At 42.4% G+C, this 20,407-nt stretch carries 25 protein-coding genes and 1 pseudogene; 12 read left to right on the top strand and 14 right to left on the bottom strand.

Translation table 11 applies throughout. From position 1 onward, the window contains the following. Positions 1–36: 36 nt before the first annotated feature. From der to nrdR, 5 genes are all read right to left on the bottom strand, one after another. A complete protein-coding gene (gene der, locus QZ565_RS02655) occupies positions 37–1,347 on the bottom strand; it encodes a ribosome biogenesis GTPase Der (protein WP_001207696.1) in 1,311 nt (436 codons plus the stop codon). Between the two features lie 64 nt (positions 1,348–1,411). Beyond that, the gene (locus QZ565_RS02650) at positions 1,412–2,074 is read right to left on the bottom strand and encodes an NADPH-dependent oxidoreductase (RefSeq protein ID WP_295525169.1); all 663 of its coding nucleotides are present in this window, start codon (positions 2,072–2,074) and stop codon (positions 1,412–1,414) included. Next, the gene (gene dnaI, locus QZ565_RS02645; RefSeq protein WP_295525166.1) at positions 2,071–2,967 is read right to left on the bottom strand and encodes a primosomal protein DnaI; all 897 of its coding nucleotides are present in this window, start codon (positions 2,965–2,967) and stop codon (positions 2,071–2,073) included. Before dnaI ends, QZ565_RS02650 begins: the two co-directional genes overlap by 4 nt. Then, positions 2,968–4,137, bottom strand: coding sequence for a replication initiation and membrane attachment family protein (locus QZ565_RS02640; RefSeq protein WP_295525162.1), 1,170 nt, complete (start codon positions 4,135–4,137; stop codon positions 2,968–2,970). It abuts the gene before it with no gap. After that, positions 4,138–4,611 (bottom strand): transcriptional regulator NrdR, encoded by a 474-nt coding sequence (gene nrdR, locus QZ565_RS02635; protein WP_033676519.1) that lies wholly within the window; start codon positions 4,609–4,611, stop codon positions 4,138–4,140. Between the two features lie 139 nt (positions 4,612–4,750). Here nrdR and QZ565_RS02630 point away from each other — a divergent pair, with 139 nt between their 5' ends. The 4 genes from QZ565_RS02630 (at position 4,751) to QZ565_RS02615 (ending at position 8,282) form a co-directional block, all read left to right on the top strand. Continuing rightward, the gene (locus QZ565_RS02630; RefSeq protein WP_023943799.1) at positions 4,751–5,116 is read left to right on the top strand and encodes a GntR family transcriptional regulator; all 366 of its coding nucleotides are present in this window, start codon (positions 4,751–4,753) and stop codon (positions 5,114–5,116) included. 4 nt (positions 5,117–5,120) lie between these two features. Then, the gene (locus QZ565_RS02625; RefSeq protein WP_120770473.1) at positions 5,121–5,816 is read left to right on the top strand and encodes an ABC transporter ATP-binding protein; all 696 of its coding nucleotides are present in this window, start codon (positions 5,121–5,123) and stop codon (positions 5,814–5,816) included. Between the two features lie 15 nt (positions 5,817–5,831). Continuing rightward, positions 5,832–6,596, top strand: coding sequence for a hypothetical protein (locus tag QZ565_RS02620; RefSeq protein WP_295525151.1), 765 nt, complete (start codon positions 5,832–5,834; stop codon positions 6,594–6,596). A gap of 138 nt (positions 6,597–6,734) precedes the next feature. Then, positions 6,735–8,282 carry an ABC transporter ATP-binding protein gene (locus tag QZ565_RS02615; protein ID WP_295525147.1) on the top strand — a complete coding sequence of 516 codons (1,548 nt, stop codon included), beginning with the start codon at positions 6,735–6,737 and terminating at the stop codon, positions 8,280–8,282. A gap of 51 nt (positions 8,283–8,333) precedes the next feature. On the opposite strand, the gene QZ565_RS02610 is transcribed toward QZ565_RS02615, so the two are convergent. After that, positions 8,334–9,029, bottom strand: a complete 696-nt coding sequence (locus tag QZ565_RS02610; protein ID WP_295525144.1) for an LrgB family protein — start codon at positions 9,027–9,029, stop codon at positions 8,334–8,336. Further along, positions 9,026–9,400: a CidA/LrgA family protein gene (locus tag QZ565_RS02605; protein ID WP_000781325.1), complete on the bottom strand. Its 375-nt coding sequence runs from the start codon at positions 9,398–9,400 to the stop codon at positions 9,026–9,028. Before QZ565_RS02605 ends, QZ565_RS02610 begins: the two co-directional genes overlap by 4 nt. Before the next feature lie 283 nt (positions 9,401–9,683). Between QZ565_RS02605 and QZ565_RS02600 the strand changes: the two genes are divergently transcribed. The 7 genes from QZ565_RS02600 to queF all read left to right on the top strand — a co-directional run bounded on the left by QZ565_RS02600 (position 9,684) and on the right by queF (position 13,232). After that, entirely contained in the window at positions 9,684–10,064 is a 381-nt protein-coding gene (locus tag QZ565_RS02600; protein ID WP_000221634.1) for a MarR family transcriptional regulator, read from the top strand. Positions 10,065–10,163: 99 nt separating this feature from the next. After that, the gene (locus tag QZ565_RS02595) at positions 10,164–10,385 is read left to right on the top strand and encodes a DUF4649 family protein (protein ID WP_000570251.1); all 222 of its coding nucleotides are present in this window, start codon (positions 10,164–10,166) and stop codon (positions 10,383–10,385) included. Positions 10,386–10,400: 15 nt separating this feature from the next. Next, positions 10,401–10,715 (top strand): thioredoxin, encoded by a 315-nt coding sequence (gene trxA, locus QZ565_RS02590; protein WP_001029581.1) that lies wholly within the window; start codon positions 10,401–10,403, stop codon positions 10,713–10,715. A gap of 201 nt (positions 10,716–10,916) precedes the next feature. Further along, positions 10,917–11,570: a 7-cyano-7-deazaguanine synthase QueC gene (gene queC, locus QZ565_RS02585; protein WP_295525139.1), complete on the top strand. Its 654-nt coding sequence runs from the start codon at positions 10,917–10,919 to the stop codon at positions 11,568–11,570. Beyond that, positions 11,570–12,013 (top strand): 6-carboxytetrahydropterin synthase QueD, encoded by a 444-nt coding sequence (gene queD / locus QZ565_RS02580; RefSeq protein ID WP_261019022.1) that lies wholly within the window; start codon positions 11,570–11,572, stop codon positions 12,011–12,013. The genes queC and queD overlap by 1 nt, the downstream gene beginning before the upstream one ends. Next, entirely contained in the window at positions 12,006–12,722 is a 717-nt protein-coding gene (gene queE / locus QZ565_RS02575) for a 7-carboxy-7-deazaguanine synthase QueE (protein WP_295525135.1), read from the top strand. Before queD ends, queE begins: the two co-directional genes overlap by 8 nt. 18 nt (positions 12,723–12,740) lie before the next feature. Then, positions 12,741–13,232 (top strand): preQ(1) synthase, encoded by a 492-nt coding sequence (gene queF, locus QZ565_RS02570; RefSeq protein ID WP_000082587.1) that lies wholly within the window; start codon positions 12,741–12,743, stop codon positions 13,230–13,232. 163 nt (positions 13,233–13,395) lie between these two features. Here the strand turns inward: queF and QZ565_RS02565 are convergent, their stop codons facing one another. After that, the gene (locus QZ565_RS02565; protein WP_000714814.1) at positions 13,396–14,064 is read right to left on the bottom strand and encodes an MIP/aquaporin family protein; all 669 of its coding nucleotides are present in this window, start codon (positions 14,062–14,064) and stop codon (positions 13,396–13,398) included. Between the two features lie 256 nt (positions 14,065–14,320). On the opposite strand from QZ565_RS02565, the gene QZ565_RS02560 reads away from it, so the two are divergent. Then, positions 14,321–15,085 carry a (S)-acetoin forming diacetyl reductase gene (locus QZ565_RS02560; protein ID WP_000048147.1) on the top strand — a complete coding sequence of 255 codons (765 nt, stop codon included), beginning with the start codon at positions 14,321–14,323 and terminating at the stop codon, positions 15,083–15,085. A 107-nt stretch (positions 15,086–15,192) separates the two neighbouring features. Here the strand turns inward: QZ565_RS02560 and QZ565_RS02555 are convergent, their stop codons facing one another. The 6 genes and pseudogenes from QZ565_RS02555 to QZ565_RS02530 form a co-directional block, all read right to left on the bottom strand. After that, positions 15,193–15,984 carry a DUF2785 domain-containing protein gene (locus QZ565_RS02555; protein ID WP_295525129.1) on the bottom strand — a complete coding sequence of 264 codons (792 nt, stop codon included), beginning with the start codon at positions 15,982–15,984 and terminating at the stop codon, positions 15,193–15,195. Between the two features lie 246 nt (positions 15,985–16,230). Beyond that, the gene (gene pepF, locus QZ565_RS02550) at positions 16,231–18,027 is read right to left on the bottom strand and encodes an oligoendopeptidase F (RefSeq protein WP_295525126.1); all 1,797 of its coding nucleotides are present in this window, start codon (positions 18,025–18,027) and stop codon (positions 16,231–16,233) included. A gap of 10 nt (positions 18,028–18,037) precedes the next feature. Further along, complete coding sequence (locus QZ565_RS02545) at positions 18,038–18,781, bottom strand: 16S rRNA (uracil(1498)-N(3))-methyltransferase (protein WP_295525123.1); 744 nt, start codon at positions 18,779–18,781, stop codon at positions 18,038–18,040. A gap of 1 nt (position 18,782) precedes the next feature. Then, positions 18,783–19,733: a 50S ribosomal protein L11 methyltransferase gene (gene prmA / locus QZ565_RS02540; RefSeq protein WP_084927210.1), complete on the bottom strand. Its 951-nt coding sequence runs from the start codon at positions 19,731–19,733 to the stop codon at positions 18,783–18,785. Positions 19,734–19,870: 137 nt separating this feature from the next. After that, positions 19,871–20,299: an NUDIX hydrolase gene (locus QZ565_RS02535; protein ID WP_084924140.1), complete on the bottom strand. Its 429-nt coding sequence runs from the start codon at positions 20,297–20,299 to the stop codon at positions 19,871–19,873. A gap of 9 nt (positions 20,300–20,308) precedes the next feature. Beyond that, positions 20,309–20,407 (bottom strand): annotated as a pseudogene (locus QZ565_RS02530) (DUF3013 domain-containing protein); the annotation flags it as partial.

The raw sequence follows: 20,407 nt of genomic DNA, 5'->3' as shown, positions 1-20,407 counted from the left end.
ATAAACGTATGTTTGTCAAATTGCTGTTTTACAACTCTACTTCCGCTTCCTTGCAATTAAGTGAATCGGGGTTCCTTCAAAGACAAAGGCTTTCCGAATTTGATTTTCCAAGAAACGTAGGTAAGAAAAGTGCATAAGTTCTTCTTCATTGACAAAAATGACAAAGGTTGGTGGTTTTGTTGCCACTTGGGTCGCATAGAAAATCTTAAGACGTTTTCCTTTGTCTGTCGGTGTTGGGTTGATGGCAATGGCATCCATGATGACATCGTTCAAGACAGCTGATGGGATACGTGTATTTTGACTTTCACTGATTTGCTTAATCATCTCAGGAAGTTTGTGGAGACGTTGCTTGGTCAAAGCGGATACAAAGATAATCGGTGCGTAAGGCAGGTATTGGAACTGCTCACGGATATCTTCTTCCCAGTTTTTCATAGTATGGTTGTCTTTTTCAAGCGTATCCCACTTGTTGACCACGATAATCATTCCTTTACCAGCTTCATGGGCAAATCCTGCGATACGCTTGTCGTATTCACGGATGCCTTCTTCCGCATTGATGACCATCAAGACCACATCTGAGCGGTCAATAGCACGCATAGCACGCATGACAGAGTATTTCTCAGTATTTTCATAAACCTTACCAGACTTACGCATACCAGCCGTATCAATCATGGTAAACTCTTGACCATCTGTATCTGTAAAGTGGGTATCAATGGCGTCACGCGTTGTTCCAGCAACTGGACTGGCAATGACACGGTCTTCTCCCAAGATAGCGTTAATCAAGCTTGATTTTCCAACGTTGGGACGACCAATCAGGCTAAACTTAATGACATCTGGGTTTTCTTCTTCATATTCATTTGGAAGATTTTCTACGATGGCATCTAGCACATCCCCTGTACCGATACCATGGACAGATGAGATAGGCAATGGTTCACCCAAACCAAGAGCATAGAAATCATAGATATCATTTCGCATCTCAGGGTTGTCCACCTTGTTAACTGCGAGGATAACTGGTTTATGGGTCTTATAAAGCTTACGGGCTACGTATTCGTCTGCATCGGTAATTCCTTCCTTACCAGATACGACAAAGACGATAACATCTGCTTCTTCCATGGCAATTTCTGCCTGGTGCTTGATTTGTTCCATGAAAGGAGCATCGACATCATCGATTCCTCCTGTATCAATCATGCTAAACGAACGATTGAGCCACTCACCCGTTGCATAGATACGGTCACGTGTCACTCCTTCGACATCCTCTACAATGGAGATTCGCTCACCAGCGATCCGATTAAATAGGGTTGATTTCCCAACATTGGGACGTCCTACAATGGCAATAGTTGGTAGGGCCATAATTTCTCACTTTCTACAATAACTTCTTCTGTTCAAGATTTTTTCTAGTTGAGTTTGGTTCTGCTTAACCAAACTGTTCTGCTAGGCGCTGACTCCAGCTTGTGGTCGCACGCGCTCCAGCATAGTCCGCCTGTACACGGTCATAAGCTTCGATTGCATCAGTTGACTGTTCTCGGTATTCTTCCTCAAACACCACTTGATGCAATGGCAAGCGAGGTTTGACTTCATGTTCTTCATTTGGAAGACCCAGTGCCATCCCAAAGACAGGATAGGTGTAGTCAGGCAAATTAAAGAGTTCTGCTACTTCTTCTGACTTGTATCGCACCAAGCCAATAATGACACCACCATAGCCCAAGCTTTCAGCTGCCAGCAAGGCATTTTGACCAGCAAGGGCCGCATCGACCGAACTAATCAAGAGACCTTCTACACCTTGGGGTTGGAAGGTATCCCTATGGAGTCGTGCTCCCTTTTCTGCTCGGTTCAAATCTCCGACAAAGAGAAGGAAAACAGCAGACTGGCGAATGGCTTCTTGAGGCACCAATTCATACAAGGCATCTTTCTTTTCTTGACTTCGTACCACAATCACAGAGTAGGATTGGAAATTCTTCCAAGACGAGGCCATCTGGGCCGCTGTCAGGATTTCAGTCAAATCTTCTTGAGGAAGGACTTGCTCCTTAAATCTTCGAACAGACTTATGAGCTTTCATCAGTTTAATCGTTTCTGTCATCGACGGTTTACTCCTTCTAAACGAGTCTCCTCAGCCAAATAACGGATGCGTTCCATGACGCGTCTGGCTTCCCAGGTTTCGTCATTTCCATGTTTCCCTTTTGCGAAATGCTTCTCCAAATCTTCAAAGTTGAAGTTAGAGGTGAAAAAGGTCGGTAAATTTTCCTGCATCCGATATTGGAGAATGACCTGCAGGATTTCATCACGCACCCAAGGTGTTGATTGCTCGGCACCAATATCATCTAAAATCAGGACTCCAGAAAGCTTTAGTTCATCCACCAAGGTCTTAACATTACCATCACCGATAGCATTTTTGACATCAATGACAAAGCTAGGATAGTGGAGGAGAGTGGATGAAACCCCACGTTTTTCTGATAAATCATGAGCTAAGGCCGCCACCATAAAACTTTTACCCACACCAAAGTCTCCATATAAGTAAAGACCTTTTCGAATAATTGGATATTGCTCCACGAAGGCTAATAGCTTTTCAAAAACTGGCAAGCGCCCCAAATCATCCAAGTCTACTTGAGCTAAACTAGCTTGCCTGAGACTAGCTGGCAGATTGATTAACTTGAGGCGATTTTTAATAGCCGCTTCTTTTTCAGCCGCGATTAATTCAGGAGTTTCTTCATAAGAAACATCAGCATAGCCATGATTCATAACCAAAATAGGCTTATAGCCTTTGGCAATATAATCTGTATCACCACGAAGAAACTTATCGCGCTCGGTGATGTACTGATTAAACTTGGAGATACTGCGATTCAATTCCTCTGAAGTCAGGGATTCTTGCTGGATAAAGACCGCAACATCAGGGTCCTTCATGATTTTCTGGACCAAATCTTGATAGTGAAAACGGCTAGGTTGACGTTTGAGTACGTCTCCGACACTTTCCATCTAATCTCCTCCTTTTTCTAATCGAGCTAATAGTTCTTGTTTCTTACGTTCTAGTTCCAGACGAGTTTCCTCGCTGGTTTCATTCTTATAATCTGGATTGCTCCACTTGGGTACATTGGACTTGGCAGGACCGGGTTTACTAGTCTTTTGAGCCTGACTCTTCTGTCCTCTCTCACGGATGCGCAAGACTGCCTCTTCTGCCGAATGTATCTTTTGATAGGCATAGTCATTAGCCACCTTCATGGCATATTTCTCATTGATATTTGCCGAATCTACCTTATTAAAGGTCAACAAGAGAATGATATTGATGACTTCGTCCAGTAAGCCCAAGCCAGCCATCTGTTGCAAGAGTTCTCTTTCTGTTTGGGTAATGGCCCCCTTGCGTGTTTGCTTGATTTCTGCCAAGAACTGCAGGGCAGTTTTACTTTTGGCCTCTTTGATAATGGTTGCTTCCTTAGGACTAAAGTCAGAGGAAACAGGTTTTTGAGCTATTTTTTCCCGCATGCGTTTGGTTGAAATAACCTGGGAAACAGCTGTTGACTTGGCTAATTGATAAGTTTCAAACCAAGTCCATTTCTTCTCCACGGCGATGGCAAAGAGGTTTAAGACATCGGACTGCTCATCCGCAAAGCGAAGCCCATCTCGAGCCATAAGCTGACGAAAATGGTCCAAGTCAAAATCGTTGGCCACTTTCTTCTTGAGACCAAGGTCTTCTTGACTTCCCAGTTCTGCCAAGTCTGGAAAGACTTGATTGAGTGAGACAGGTATTTCCTCTCCCTCAGCACTCTCAACTTTCAAATCCTCCACAGCTGCATCGCCAATTTTTTTCTCTAAAAGTCTGCGATAAACAGGATGCTCCAAGAAATCCTGACTTGAAAGAGGAGCATGGAGGGCTAGCTGATAAACATCCCCCTTTTGATAGAGGGTTAAGAGATTGAAAGCAGATAGGATTTTCAGGGATTTTAAAAATCTATCCATCCCAAAATTGAGATGGTTGAGAATACTTGAAAAGAGGTATTCCTTTCTACCATTATCCCAAAAACTGATTGTATAAAGATAAAGGCTCAGTGCCTCCTGACCGATAATCGGGAGGTAGCACTGTACCAGAGATGAGGTATCTTGCGACACCCGATTATTCTTTAGATAAGAAAAACGGTCAATTGGCTTCATTTATTTTTCCTTTTTCTTTTTAGAGGACTGGGTGATTTGTTGGAGCAAGCTCTCTAGCTCACTCACATCCTTAAAACTACGATAGACACTTGCAAAACGTACATAGGTAATCTCGTCCAGTTCAGCCAACTCCTCCATGACGAGTGAACCAATGTCCTCACTTTGAATTTCATTTTCATTTCGACCACGGAGTTTCTGTTCGATACGATTGACTACCATGTTGATTTCATCACTTGACACAGGACGTTTCTGGGCTGAGCGGATAATTCCATTAAAGATTTTATCTCTAGAGAATTGTTCCCGTGTGCCATCTTTTTTAACAACCACTAAGGTTCTTTCTTCTACTCGTTCGTAGGTTGTAAAACGGTGCTGGCATTCATCGCACTCACGTCTTCTACGAATAGTGTTCCCTTCTTCTGCTTGGCGACTATCGATAACACTTGACTTGGTAGCCCCACATTTTGGACAACGCATCCTTCCCCTCCTTATCGTTTTCTTTTCATTATACCATTTTTTAAGCGATTCCCAAAACAATTCTTCTTTTTGCTTGACAAGTTTTTTGTTTTGTTGTATTATTTAATTAAGACAAAGAGATAAAAGAAAGGAGACCAAGATGTCCTGGACATTTGACAACAAAAAACCCATCTATTTACAGATTATGGAGAAAATCAAGCTTCAGATTGTCTCCCATGCACTGGAACCCAATCAACAACTTCCAACCGTGAGGGAGCTGGCGAGCGAGGCTGGTGTCAATCCCAACACCATCCAAAGAGCCTTGTCAGACCTCGAACGAGAAGGATTTGTTTACAGCAAACGGACAACTGGACGATTTGTGACTGAGGATAAGGAACTGATCGCCCAATCTCGCAAACAACTATCAGAAGAAGAATTGGAACACTTCGTTTCCTCCATGACCCATTTTGGCTATGAAAAAGAAGAACTACCAGGCGTAGTCGGCGATTATATTAAAGGAGTTTAAGCCTATGTCATTACTAGCATTTGAAAATGTATCCAAATCTTATGGAGAAACCCCAGCCCTTGAAAATGTTTCACTTGACATCCCAGCTGGAAAAATTGTTGGTCTTCTTGGGCCAAATGGCTCAGGAAAAACAACCCTGATTAAACTAATCAATGGCCTCTTACAACCAGATCAAGGACGTGTCCTGATCAACGACATGGACCCAAGCCCAGCAACCAAGGCTATCGTAGCTTATTTGCCGGATACGACCTATCTCAATGAACAAATGAAGGTCAAAGAAGCCCTAACCTACTTCAAGACCTTCTATAAAGATTTCAATCTTGAACGCGCCCATCATCTACTTGCAGACCTAGGAATTGATGAAAATAGTCGTCTCAAGAAACTATCAAAAGGAAACAAGGAAAAGGTACAACTGATTTTGGTTATGAGTCGTGATGCCCGCCTCTACGTTTTGGACGAACCAATTGGCGGGGTGGACCCAGCAGCCCGTGATTATATCCTCAATACCATTATCAATAACTACTCCCCAACTTCTACCGTTTTGATTTCTACCCACTTGATTTCTGATATCGAGCCAATCTTGGATGAAATTGTCTTCCTCAAAGACGGAAAAGTTGTCCGTCAAGGAAATGTCGATGATATTCGCTATGAGTCAGGTGAATCCATTGACCAACTCTTCCGTCAGGAATTTAAGGCCTAAGCAAAGGAGATTATTATGTTTTGGAATTTAGTTCGCTACGAATTTAAAAATGTTAACAAGTGGTATTTAGCTCTTTATGGTGCTGTTCTCTTCCTCTCTGTTCTTATTGGAATTCAGACACAATCCTTAATCAAACTACCTGAAAAAAATCTATCTGTTCTACTTTTTTTTCTATCTACTGTCTTTGGTGGTTTGATGGTTACACTTGTGATTTCAACTATCTTCTTGATTATTAAACGATTCAAAGGAAGTGTCTATGACCGACAAGGCTATCTGACTTTAACCTTGCCAGTTTCTGAACACCATATCATCACAGCCAAACTAATCGGTGCCTTTATCTGGTCGTTGATTAGCACTGCTGTCTTACTCCTATGTGTCTATATTATCTTATTATCAACAAATTCTGATGAAGTTCAACTTTCTACTCTTCTGTCATTTGTTGCAGAACATTTTACCGGCTTTGGTCTTACTGTCTTATCCTTCCTACTAAATACCATTTCTGGAATCCTCTGCATCTACTTGGCCATTTCCATTGGACAACTGTTCAATGAATACCGTACAGCACTCGCTGTTGCAGCCTATATTGGTATTCAAATCGTCATTGGATTTATTGGAGTTTTCTTCAATACCAGTACTAACTTCTATGTCAATTCACTTGCAGGATTTAATGATAATTTCTATATGGGAGCAGGTATAAGTATTGTTGAAGAACTCATATTCATAGCTATCTTTTACCTCGGAACCTACTACATCTTGAGAAACAAGGTTAATTTGCAATAATTTTAAAGTCTAGCGACAATAACTCGCTAGGCTTTTTTCGACCTCAGGATTTACATTTTTATATGAAGTATTTAATAAAAAGGAGTATAATGACTTTAAAACTAATTACATGTATATCGATAAGGAGGTCAACTCTTTATGCTGAGAAGATTTGTTACCAAGAAGCACCTCGCACTTTACTTCTTTTCTATTGCCATTACTTGGCTTGAAGCGATTATCACACCAGCCCTTGTTCAAAATATTGTTGCTAGTTTTACCAATCAAGAACTAGGCCTTCTTTGGAAAGTTTTGATTTTAGGAATCCTTGGTAATCTCATCCTCTTACTGGGTTTGGCTGGGAAACGTTATTACTACGCTCGTTTGATTACTGACTTCAAATATGGAATCAAGAGTGCTATTTTCAAGCGATTTTTAAACAGTTATGAGATTGATGAAAAGGATATTTTGTCTGACCTAGAAAACGACGTCAAGCAACTAGAAGAAAGCTATATTGAGCCAACGGTCATCATCATTTCTTCTCTTGGCTTCACAACTGTGTCCATTCTCTATGCCCTATGGACCAATTTTTACCTGGGCTTGATTTTCATCCTCTTCTACTCCTTTCCTGTACTCTGCAGTGCTATCGGATCAAAGCGTTTGGATTCACTTTCTGAAAAGCGGTCCACTGTTAACCAGAGCTACTTAGCAAGCTTGACAAATTTTATTGGTGGTAGCCAACAAATTCGCCATTATCAGGGGCAAGACTACTTTTTTGCTCGCTATCAAAAGCAATTACAAACCAGTCTAGATACCGAAATTAACTATGAAAAGCAACGAACTTTAAACAGTCTCTTGATCAATAGCATCGATGCCTTTTGTTCTGTCACACCAATCGTCATCGGTGGCTTTATGACCTACTATAATTATTTAGATGCGGCGAGTTTTGTGGCCATCTATCTAGTTTCCCATAATATCGGCTATCAATTCCAAGAGTTGGCTTACTTTACCAACACCCGAAAAGCTACTCGAACTCTTCTCAACAAATACCAAGAACTTTTGGGCCAGTCTGACTCCACCTCTCCTAGAAGCATAGAAAATATTTTCCCTATCCAACTTGACAACATCTGCCTTGAAAAAGAGGGGAATATCCTCCTGTCTCCGATTTCCATGCACATCAAGCAAGGAGAAAAAATTGCCATTACCGGGGAAAGTGGCTCTGGTAAGACGACCCTGCTCAATATCATTCATGGAGAAGAGACACCGACAAATGGGCAGATTATCTTTGCTGGTCAAAACCTGTCACGTCAGGAAATCACGAGTGTTAGCTCCTATATCCTCCAAGATAGCCATTACTTTGACACGCTATCTCTGAACGACAATATCCTTCTAGGACTGGATAAAAATCCAGAGACTTTAAATCATATCCTCAAAAAAACAGGATTAGAACATTTGAAAAATCGAATCCTTAGCAATGACAGTCTGTCTGGTGGCGAGAAACAACGCCTAGAAATTGCTCGCGCCCTCTACCATGATAGCCAACTCATCTTAGCAGATGAAATTAAGGCCAATCTTGACTTGGAAAATAGCAGAAAGATTAGTGACTTGCTCTTCTCCCTACCACAAACAGTCATAGAAGTCATTCACCACTACACAGAGGAAGACTTAAAACACTACGACCAAGTCATTCACTTAAGCAAAGAAAAGTAATAGTCTATAACATACGATTTTAAAAAGCAAGGAACCAAAATTCCTTGCTTTTTAACTCAATATCAAACTGGCTACGATAGGACTGACAAAGACATAGAGAATACCGGTAACACCGATAGCCAAGCCACCCATGGCTCCTGCTACAGAGCCATAGCGAAAGGCAGTTCCTGTTCCGACCGCGTGACCTGTTCCTCCAAGGGAAAGACCAACAGCTACTGGATCATCTATTTTCAACCACTTCAAAAGGGTTGGGCCGATTACACTAGTTAAAATCCCAGTCACCACTACGACAACCAAGGTCACAGTCGTCAAACCTTGCAATTTTTCTGTAATTCCCACTGCCATAGCGGTTGTCACTGACTTGGGAAAGAGAGAAATGGCTAGGAAAAAGTCCATGCCAAAAATCTTAGCCACAAGTGCTGTAAAAGAGGTATTGACCACTACTGCTAACAGACTACCAAAGAGAATACTCCGAGCATGGTGCTTCATCAGGTGAAAACTCTTATAAAGCGGAATCCCTAGAGCCACGGTCGATGGGACAATCAAGTTGTTCAGATAAACCCCACCTTGGTAGTAATCTTGATAAGAAATACCCGTCAGCTTTAGAAAAATGATAATGAAAACAGCTGACAAAAGCAAGGGCGTTGTCAAAGGATGGGGAAAACGTCTGTAAATCAGCATTCCCACTAGATAGGCTAGGATAGACAGGGCAAGCCCAAACAGGGGATTGGAAACAAATTCACTCATTTGGCATCTCCTTTCTCATAATCTCCCTCAAACCGTCTCTTGATGAACTGAACTACCAAGGCTATGAGGATAATATTGATGACTGCTGCAAAAAAGACAATCAAAACAATTGGCAAAAGATAGGGAGCAATCACATCAAACTTCTCCATGATTCCCACTGCTGGCGGCAAAAAGAGAATAGTCATATTGGCCAGCAAGAAATTCCCCACCATGTTGACATGCCTGGTTCTCAGCCACTTGAACTGCAGGGCTAGAAAAAGAATAATCAAGCCGATAATACTGCCTGGGATGGGCAAATGAAAGAAACTAGAAATCCCCTCTCCGATTAGAGAAATCACAAAGAGAATCATTAATTGAACATATAATTTCATCCTAAACTCCACGAAATAGACTTCTTGCATACCAGTTTACTCTTTTTTCAGAAAATTTCAAGGAAATACACAAGGGATAATGAAAATTAGAAATGGAAAGGGGATACAAACAATTCTTGACTTGTGAAAACTGGTATGATTTAGGATAAAAGATTTCAGCGTCCTTCTTGTCAGCATTCTTGAAAAGTAGTATAATTATTGCATGCGCAATCATCTTGTGATACAGAGACTGTCCGTGAATGGACTTTCTTCTATTTACAACTCTAAAAAGAAAGGAGATACTATGACCTATTTGGAAAAATGGTTTGACTTCAATCGGCGTCAGAAAGAAATTGAAAGTCTCTTGGAAGAGACTATTGCCCAGCAGAGCGAGCAAAGTCTGACCTTGAAAGAGTTCTACCTGCTCTACTATCTGGACTTGGCTCAAGAAAAATCTCTACGCCAGATTGACCTGCCAGATAAGCTTCATCTGAGCCCGAGCGCTGTTTCTCGGATGGTGGCTCGCTTGGAAGCCAAAAATTGCGGTCTGCTTAGTCGCAGGTGTTGTGATCAAGATAGGCGCTCTAGCTTTATCTGCCTGACAAGTGATGGGCAAAAGACACTGGCCACTCTACAAAAGGCTGTCGAAGAAAGCTTGGAAACTGGTTTAGATTTCTTGATTTAAGATGATTTTGAAAAAAAGTTGCGTGCGCAATCATTTTTCTTGACATTCTCTTTTACAAGGAGTAAAATAAAATCATCATTAAACAAAGGAGTTTTAAACATGATTGAAATTACCTATCTAGATGCCAGCAAGAACGAAAGAACTGTAACTTTCGAATCTTATGACGACTTTGATCGTTCGCAACAAGCTTGCCTTATCGGCGTCGCAGACTACTACCCTGTCCAAAAATTAACCTACAACGGTCATGATTTGGACTACCATGGGACTTATGGAGATGTCTTCTTCTATCTCATGAAACAAGATTTAAGCCAATATAACTAAAAAAGGAGAAATACAATGGCAAAAGCAATTACAGATGCAACATTCGAACAAGAAACAAAAGACGGTTTGGTCTTGGTAGACTTCTGGGCAACTTGGTGTGGTCCATGTCGTATGCAAGGTCCAATCTTGGATAAATTGTCTGAAGAACTTTCAGAAGATGTCTTGAAAATCGTTAAAATGGACGTTGATGAGAATCCAAACACAGCTCGTGCTTTTGGAATCATGTCTATCCCAACTCTTCTCTTCAAAAAAGACGGCCAAGTGGTGAAACAAGTTGCTGGTGTTCACACAGCAGAACAAATCAAGGCCATCGTTGCTGAATTGAGCTAATCGCACTAGAGACCAAGTACTTTCTTTGGTCTCTTTTTTCTTGCCCTTTGCCATTTTTCAAAAAATATGCTAGACTGTAGGTAGAATATTACGATGTTTGGGACATGCCATCGCTAAAAAAAACCTCTACTTGGTATTTTTTAGCTCCCTCATGGGAGCTTTTTGCGTGCTCTGAACATTTCCCATTTTGGAAGGAGTACTATGAAACGTCAATCAGCCTTGGTCGTCTTTAGTGGCGGTCAAGATTCCACAACCTGCCTCTTCTGGGCCAAAGAACACTATGAAACAGTCGAAGCTGTCACCTTTGCCTACGGTCAACGTCATCATCTCGAAATTCAAGTCGCTAGAGAAATCGCCAAGGAACAAGGCATTCGTCATCACATCCTAGATATGTCTCTGCTGGGACAAATCACTGAAAATGCCCTGACTTCTGATATGGAGATTAAGCAAAAAGAGGGAGAGGTTCCCAATACCTTCGTTGATGGTCGCAACCACCTCTTTCTATCCTTTGCGGCAGTTCTTGCCAAACAACGTGGCATTAAAGACATCGTGACAGGTGTTTGCGAGACAGACTTCTCAGGCTACCCTGATTGTCGAGATGTCTTTGTCAAATCCCTCAATGTCACCCTCAACCTTGCCATGGATTACGACTTTGTTATCCAAACGCCTCTCATGTGGCTGGACAAGGCTGAAACTTGGGAGTTAGCCGATCAACTCGGTACCTTTGACTACGTTCGTGAAAAGACCTTAACCTGCTACAACGGAATTATCGGAAGTGGCTGGGGAGATTGCCCAGCCTGCCACCTACGTCAACATGGTTTAGATGTTTATCTCTCACAGAAAGGAGAGGACTAATGTTTTTTGCACCCAAAGAAATCAAACAGGAAACCGGGGAGTCTCTTGTCTACAATCCTCACAGAACCTTGGTATCAAAAGAATTTACCTTTGATGCTGCCCACCACCTCTTTCACTATGAGGGAAAATGCAAATCCCTTCACGGCCACACCTATCGTCTGCAGATTGCTGTCAGTGGATTTTTAGATGAACGTGGCATGACCTACGATTTCGGAGATATCAAAGCTATCTACAAGAACTACTTAGAGCCCCACTTAGATCATCGCTATCTCAATGAAACCCTGCCCTATATGAATACAACCGCTGAAAATATGGTTTACTGGATTTTCCAAACCATGAATCAAGAGTTACCAGATGAACGCGGTCTCCGTTTGGAATATGTTCGCCTCTATGAGACTCCGACTGCCTTTGCAGAGTTTAGACGGGAGTGGTTAGATGACTAGGGAACGTGTCCTCAAACTACCAGTTCTGGAAATTTTCGGCCCAACCTTTCAAGGTGAAGGTCGTGCTATTGGCCAGAAAACCATGTTTGTCCGCACTGCTGGTTGCGACTACCACTGCGACTGGTGCGACTCTGCCTTTACTTGGGATGGTTCTGAAAAGCCAACTCGTATGACTGCTGACGAGGTCATTGCTGCCTTGGATAAACTAGGGAGCTACGACTATGTCACCCTATCTGGGGGAAATCCTGCTATCCTAGCAGCCAACATGGCCGAATTGGTCACCAAACTCAAGGAACGTGGTGTCACTCTGGCCGTTGAAACTCAAGGTTCTCGCTGGCAAAATTGGTTAAAAGATATTGACCAAGTCACCCTGAGTCCCAAACCTCCTTCATCCAAGATGGAAGTCAACTTTGAAACCCTTGACTTTATCGTTTCCCAATTGGATCCAGACAAGGTCACCTTTAAGATTCCAGTCTTTGATGATGCCGATTTGGCCTTTGCCAAAGGCATTCAAGAACGCTACCAACCAGATGTTCTTTTCTTATCAGCTGGAAATCCTGAGCCAAAAGCTACAGATAATATTGTCCAAGACCAACTGGACCGTCTCAAAGAACTCTGGGAACGCATCGCTGCCGACGATAGCTGGGGCAATGTCCGCGTCCTTCCTCAACTCCATACCCTCCTCTACGATAACCAACGTGGTGTTTAAGATTAGAAAGAAAAAATCATGTCACAACAAGAAGAAATGAAAAACCTCAGCCTACTAGGCAACAAAGAAACCAACTACATTTTCGAGTATCAACCAGAAGTCCTGGAATCCTTTGACAATCGTCATGTGGAAAATGACTATTTTATCAAATTTAACTGTCCTGAATTTACCTCGCTTTGCCCAATCACTGCTCAACCAGACTTTGCGACCATTTATATTTCCTACATTCCTGACAAGCTCTGTGTCGAGTCAAAATCCCTCAAACTTTATCTCTTTAGCTACCGAAACCACGGAGATTTCCACGAAAACTGTATCAACACCATTGGGAAAGACTTGGTCAACTTGCTAGACCCTCGCTATTTAGAAGTCTGGGGAAAATTCACTCCTCGCGGTGGCATCTCAATTGACCCCTACTACAACTACGGTAAGCCTGGAACTAAGTATGAAGGCTTGGCAGAACAACGCCTATTCCAACACGACCTCTATCCAGAGAAAATTGACAACCGTTAATACTCTTCGAAAATCAAATTCAAACCGCGTCAACGTCGCCTTGCCGTACTCAAGTACAGCCTGCGGCTAGTTTCCTAGTTTGCTCTTTGATTTTCATTGAGTATAAACAGATAAGAAAAAGCCCTGTTCCTCAAATCGAGGAGCAAGGCTTTTTGAGTTTCAATTATTCTTCTGTTCCAAGGAAGTTTTTAGCAACAAGGGCTGCAAGAATCCCACCAACGATTGGAGCAAGGATGAAAATCCATACTTGTTGAAGGGCTGAGCCACCTACCAAGACAGCTGGTGCCAAGCTACGAGCTGGGTTTACTGAAAGTCCAGTAATGTTCAATCCCACAAGGATCATGGCCATCAAGGACAAACCGATTACCAAACCAGCAATCGCTCCATTGCCCTTGCTTTCTGAAGTCACGGTCATGATAACCAAGACAAACAAGAAGGTTGCGATTGTTTCAAACAAGAAACCACCAAAGACAGTGACACCGTTTGCCAAGGCATTTTCACCAAGACTAGTAGTTGACATCCCTGAGTTCGCCAAGAGGAAGAATAGCGCAGCTGATGCAAGGAAAGCTCCAACTACTTGCCCAAGGATGTAGTTAACAAGCTCCGAAGATGACAAACGTTTGTTTACAAACATAGCGATCGAAACCGCTGGGTTCAAGTGAGCACCTGAAACAGTTCCGATTGAGTAAGCTGCAACTACGATTGCCAGACCAAAGGCAAAGGCAATTCCAAGGTGACCAAGGCCATCAAGACCATTTCCAAAAACAACAGCTCCTGTCCCAATGAACACAAGCATGAAAGTACCGATTAATTCAGCAACAAATTTTTTCATTTTCTTTCTCCTTTTTTCAAAAACTAGATACTAGTCTATCAAAAGTAGGAAAGGGTTTCAAGAAAATTGATTGGAAATTTCAGGTTAAAATTCTGTAAAAACGGTAGTGTTTATTTGAAACATTTTTTTCAAAGGTGTATACTAATAGCGTAGTTTTGATAGGGGTTACAAAACCCATTATAAAAGCTCATTTGTAAACCTTTGCTGTTCTTTTATGAACGTTTGAATGGTATCGTGAATACCAAGGAGGAATCATATGTCTAAAGTTGCTATTGTCACAGGTGCAGGTCAAGGAATCGGTTTTGCAATTGCGAAACGATTGGTTCAAGATGGCTTTAAGGTAGGAGTCTTAGACTACAATCCCGAAACAGCCGAAAAGGCTGTTGCCGAATTATCAGCTGAAAATGCCTTTGCTGTCGTAGCTGATGTTTCGAAACAGGCAGAAGTTGCCCAAGCATTTCAAAAAGTTGTTGACCATTTTGGTGATTTGAATGTTGTCGTAAATAATGCTGGTGTTGCTCCAACTACTCCTCTTGATACAATTACTGAGGAACAATTTACACGTACTTTCGGTATCAACGTTGGTGGTGTCATTTGGGGGTCACAAGCTGCACAAGCGCAATTTAAAGCACTTGGCCACGGAGGTAAAATTATCAACGCAACTTCTCAAGCTGGTGTAGTCGGTAATCCAAATCTAACTGTTTATGGTGGAACCAAATTTGCTGTTCGCGGAATTACGCAAACATTAGCCCGTGATTTAGCAGACTCAGGTATCACTGTTAACGCCTACGCACCAGGTATTGTTAAAACACCAATGATGTACGATATCGCTCATGAAGTTGGTAAAAATGCAGGAAAAGATGACGAGTGGGGTATGCAGACATTTGCAAAAGATATTACCCTAAAACGCCTATCTGAACCAGAAGATGTGGCTGCTGCTGTCAGCTTCCTCGCAGGACCAGATTCAAACTACATTACAGGACAAACCATTATCGTTGATGGTGGTATGCAATTCCATTAAGATACAGGAAAAGAGGTTGGAAAATGATTCAACCTCTTTTATTAGTTTTCATTATCAGGTAGGAGGATACAATAGAAACCCTATTACTAAGTAATACTAGTTAATCCCTAATATTGAAAAGATTGGATAGCTTCTTTCAAGTCATCTTGTAAACTATTTCTCTGGTCAAGTTGGACATAGACTTCCAACAGACAGGATCTAAAGTTGGAAAATTTGTAAAAATCCTCCCTTTCTTCTATCGGAAAATCAACCGTTTTTATCCAAGCAGTTACTTGCTCTTGCTCCAACTTCCCTTGTAAAATCGGTTCATAAAGCACTCTTGCTAAACGCCAATCTTCATCATCTGTAAAACGAATGGTAATTCTTTTAAACAGTTTGCCAAGTATGTCAAATACTTCATGAACTCTGTTTTTAGGAAAGTCTGGATGACAAACTACCTCTGTCAGTAAATCGGCTCCATGTGCAAAAGCGTGAACCCAACCATACTGACTTGAAAAACCTGTCGTGTCCTTTTCTTTTGAAAGATAGTACAAACCTTGATTTAAAAGGACATTGCGAATTTCTGCTTTTAATCCCTGATAAAAAACCGATTGCTGGTTGGCATCCGCAGACAAGAGATTTGCATAAACAAGTGCCCTAAAAGAACGTTCAAGTGTTGGCAGACCTACCTTATCAATCTTTTTATCTAGTCCTCCATCAGCCGAGACCACCTCAGCAATGAAATAAAATTGTTCCTGTGTAAATAGCTCTTCCTGAATCCCTTTAGCAAAGCTTGTAAAAACAAGGTCATCGCGAATTCCTGGAGAAGAATCTCCCAAATGATCAAGCAACCATTGGATTTCTTCCTGATGATAACTTGGTTTTTCTTCTGCTATTTTTCTAAGTAACTCTTGATACATGGTCAATACCTCTACATTTCTAGCAACTGTTCAAAAAGCCGTCCTTAAATGACTTAATATTGAATTCTCAATTAAATACAATCTGATAGAAAATGAAGTAAATAACTATCAATACCAGGTCTACAGCAAGTTCAAATTTAACATCACGACCTTCAACAGCATTTTTGAAAATAGCTACAACTAATCCAAATAGAATGACGCTTAACAAGCCCATAAACATCACTCTAGAACAACCTCTCTATCCCCTTACTCTCCCAACTGGGCACTGTAGGCGATAATCTGATCAACTGTGTCAGACAAGAATTGGATGGTATCACGGAGTGGTTTATCTGTAGAGATATCTGCTCCGATAATCATGGCTGACTCAAGCGGTGTCTTACTACCACCTGATTTAAGAAGATTGAGCCAGTCTTCAGCTCCAGTTTCTGAATGTTTCAAATGAAGGTAACCAGCTGTCGAGATAACAAGACCAGCAGAGTAAGTGTAGCTATACAAGCCCATGTAGTAGTGAGCTTGGCGCATCCAAGTCAGAGCCGCATCGTCGTCAATTTCAATGGCACCTCCCCAGAAGTCTGTCAAGACTTCCTTCATAATGCTATTAAGCTTGCTTGCTCCAAATGTTTCTCCCTCTTCAATCAGTGTATAAACCTTGCGCTGGAAGGCTGCTTCCAAGAGGTGGGTAATGAAATTATGGAAGTAGGTATCTGTCAAGCGGTGGGCAAGAGCGAAGCGTTTTTGACGCGGATCGTCAGACTGGTGTTCCAAGTAATCACTTAAAAGCAATTCATTGAAGGTTGACGGCGCTTCGACATAGTAAGTAGACATGTGGGCGTTGAAGTAACTTTGGTGATTGTCTGAAAAGATGAATTGACCAGAATGCCCAATTTCATGAATCAGGGTATAGACATCGCTCAAACGACCTGTCCAACTCATGAGGACATAAGGGTGCACGCGATATGGATCCGCCGCATAACCACCAGAATCCTTACCACTATTGGCAGCAAAGTCCACCCAGCGCTCTTCTTGATAGCGAGCAACTTCCTGACAATATTCTTGCCCCAAAGGCTCTACCGACTTCATGACCAAATCATAGGCGTCGTCAATAGTCACTTCAGGATTCAAGGCGCTGTCCAAGTCCAATTTCCAGTCTGCAAAGGTCATCTTTTCAAGACCATTGACCTTGGCAACATGCTTGAGGTATCTCTGAGCGACTGGCGAAAATTCCTGCATAATGAGGTCAATCTGGCGATCAAACATGGCACGGTCCACTTCTTGCTCAGCCAAAAGATAATCAAAGACAGAGTCGTAACCCTTCATATCTGCCAATAATTTTTCAGACTTGACTTGGGCTAAATAGGCTGCCGCAGCTGTATTTTGGTGCTTACGAAGACCTTCTGAGAAGGAACGGAAAGATTTTTCACGAACCTCAGCATCCTCGTGATTTTGGTAGAAATTCTCATAGGTGACAAAGCTGTTTTTGTAGGTCTTGCCATTGACTTCAAAGTCGGCCATTTCAAAATCCCCAGCTCGCATCTTAGTGTAAATATCCTGCGGACTGTAGAAAACCTCGCCGAGATTGGTCAAGGCCTTCTCCACATCAGCCCCTAAATAGTGGGCTTTTTTTATTTTGGCCTGACGAATGGCAGCTGTTAAATGAGGCAATTTACCCAAACGGTCCAAGACTTCCTCATCTGCTACCATCAAGGCATCGTCAAAGAAGGTCAGAGCTACGCTGGCGTCTGTTTCAAATTCCATCCCAGCTTGGGCAATGTTGGCAAATTCGTCATTGCTATAGTCTGTCGTCTGAGGCATAAAGCCATAGTTGCCAATATGGCTCATCTGAATGTAGATTTGTTCCAATTCCGCAAAGGCCTTCTCGAAATCTTCAAAAGTGTGAAGATTGCCATTGTAGTCACGGCTAAACTGGTTGATGTCTTCACGAGCCTTCTCGATTGCACGCAAGAAATCCTCACGGTCTTGGTATAGGGCTGTTAAATCCCAAAGTTCCTTCTCTGGAAATTCTGAACGGTGTTTTTGTTCCATTTTCTTCCTCTTATTTCTCTAATTCTAATAAAACACTAAGGGCTGATAAAGCGTAAAGTGGTGCTGTTTCTGCTCGCAAAATACGAGGACCAAGTCCTGCTAAGACTGATCCCTTAGCTTCGAAACTCTCAATTTCTGCAGGTGACAGACCACCTTCTGGACCAAAGATAAAGAGCAGTTTAGCTCCTGTTTCAAGACCAGTGACCGCTTGTAAGAGCGCAGCGGCTTCTCCTTCTTTGGCCGACTCTTCATAGGCTACTATGATACGGTCAAATTGGTCAAGTTGGGCTAGAAAGTCTGCTTTTTTCTCAAAAAGCTTGATACTTGGAACAACATTACGCTTGCTTTGTTCTGCTGCTCCAAGGGCGATTTTTTCTAGTTTTTCAACCTTTTTGCCCAATTTCTTGCCATCCCACTTGGCAACCGACCAGTCGGCAGGAAAGGCCCAGATTTGGCTAGCACCCAGTTCGGTTACTTTTTGAGCGATGAACTCCAGCTTGTCCCCTTTGGGAAAGCCAGATGCGATGGTCACTTGGACTGGCAGTTCCACATTGTCAGCTAGCTCTTCTACCAACTCAAACTGACGAGCTTCCACATCCAGCACGCGCGCCAAATGCTTGATACCATCATCAAAGACTAAGGTAACCTCATCATCTTCTTTCAGGCGCATGACCTGAAACATATGCTTGCTGGTCTCCTTGTCCTCGATAGTGACAGGAGAGACTGCACTGCCTTTGACAAAATACTGTTGCATGCTAGCCTCCAATCACACCGGAAATATCCTTGGTTTTCTTAAAGACACAGGCATTCCATTCCCCTTGAACCATGTGAGTTTCGAGGAAAAATCCAGCTGACTCAGCCGACTCGCGCACCATGTCCCACTTGTCCTTGATAATTCCACTCATGATGAGGTAGCCTTCATCCTTGACCAAGCGATAAGCATCATCCGTCAGATGAACGAGGATATCCGCCAAGATATTAGCTACAATCACATCTGCCTCAATCTCAACTCCCTTAAGCAAGTCTCCTGCTGCTACATGGATGTTTTCCATACCAGGGTTTAGCTCAATATTTTCCTGAGCAACTCGAACTGCTACATCATCCAGGTCGTAGGCAAAGATTTCCTTGGCACCAAGTAGCGAGCTGGCAATAGAGAGAACCCCTGAACCAGTCCCCACATCTAGCACAGTTTCGCCACCACGAAGAACCTGCTCCAAAGCAAAGAGGCTCATCTTGGTAGTTGGGTGGGTTCCTGTCCCGAAAGCCATACCAGGATCTAGCTTGATAATCTTTTCTCCCGCAGTCGCCTCATAGTCCGTCCAAGAGGGAACGATGGTCAAATCATGAGTAATACGAGCTGGTTCATAGTATTTCTTCCAGTTGTCTGCCCAGTCTTCCTCAGCCAAGGCAGTCGTACCCATTTTTACCTCTCCCAAATCCATAAAATCAGTTAGTTCCGCGAGACGGGCCTTCAAGTCTGCCTCAACCGTTGCTACATCAACCGTTTCCGGATAGTAGGCTGTCACTACGATTTCTTCTTGCTGCTCAACCTCTGGGAAAATCTCGCCGAAACGGTCAACATTTCCCACATAGTCCATGCTGTCTTCAATCGCAACGCCTTGCGCTCCCAGCTCGATCAAGAGATTGGAAACCAATTCCTCTCCCTCACGCTTCACTGTAACTTTTAACTCTTGCCATGTTTCCATATTTAAGATACCAAGCCCGTAAAACACAAAGCCAAAATAGAAACTTCTCTGAAGACGCTTGTGTCTATGAGAAGTTTATCTTTTTGGCACAGTGTTTAGGGCGGGTTCAGTTTAGAAATTTAACCGAACCATCCTTTCTAATCACTTACTTTATAATAATCTTTTAATCTCTCTTGCAAATGAGGTACAACTTGACTGGAGCTAAGAAATTCCTTGACATTCATGAGCTGATAGCCCTGCCCTTCATCACCAAAGGTGATATTGTCAAACTGGTTCTGTGTTAACTGACCGACTAGAAATACAGATTGTTTATCCGCAAAAAGCATACTTGGATAAAACTTACTCCAAAGCAGACAATCCTCAGTCAAATGAATTCCCAGTTCTTCATAAACTTCACGCGCTGCGCACTCAAAAGGACTTTCATCCCCCTCGCGTCCCCCACCGGGCAGTTCCCACATATTGGGCCAGGGAATGCTTGCCTTATCATCGCGTAAGATAGTCAGAAGTTTATCCCCACAAAACAAAGCAATCTTACAGCCTGTGAAATCAGAAATCTCTATTTCCATGTCAAACTCCTAGTATCTCGGATAAGGGTAAAACTCTCCCTCTTCCAAGCCTACTTTTCCTTCTTCAAAGACTTCTTGATTCCATTCCATGACGAATTCCTCTGCTTC

The organism is uncultured Streptococcus sp., from assembly GCF_915066115.1.
Lineage (GTDB): Bacteria > Bacillota > Bacilli > Lactobacillales > Streptococcaceae > Streptococcus.
The sequence above is the reverse complement of the archived record's forward strand: the minus strand, read 5'-3'. Positions and strand labels throughout refer to the sequence as shown.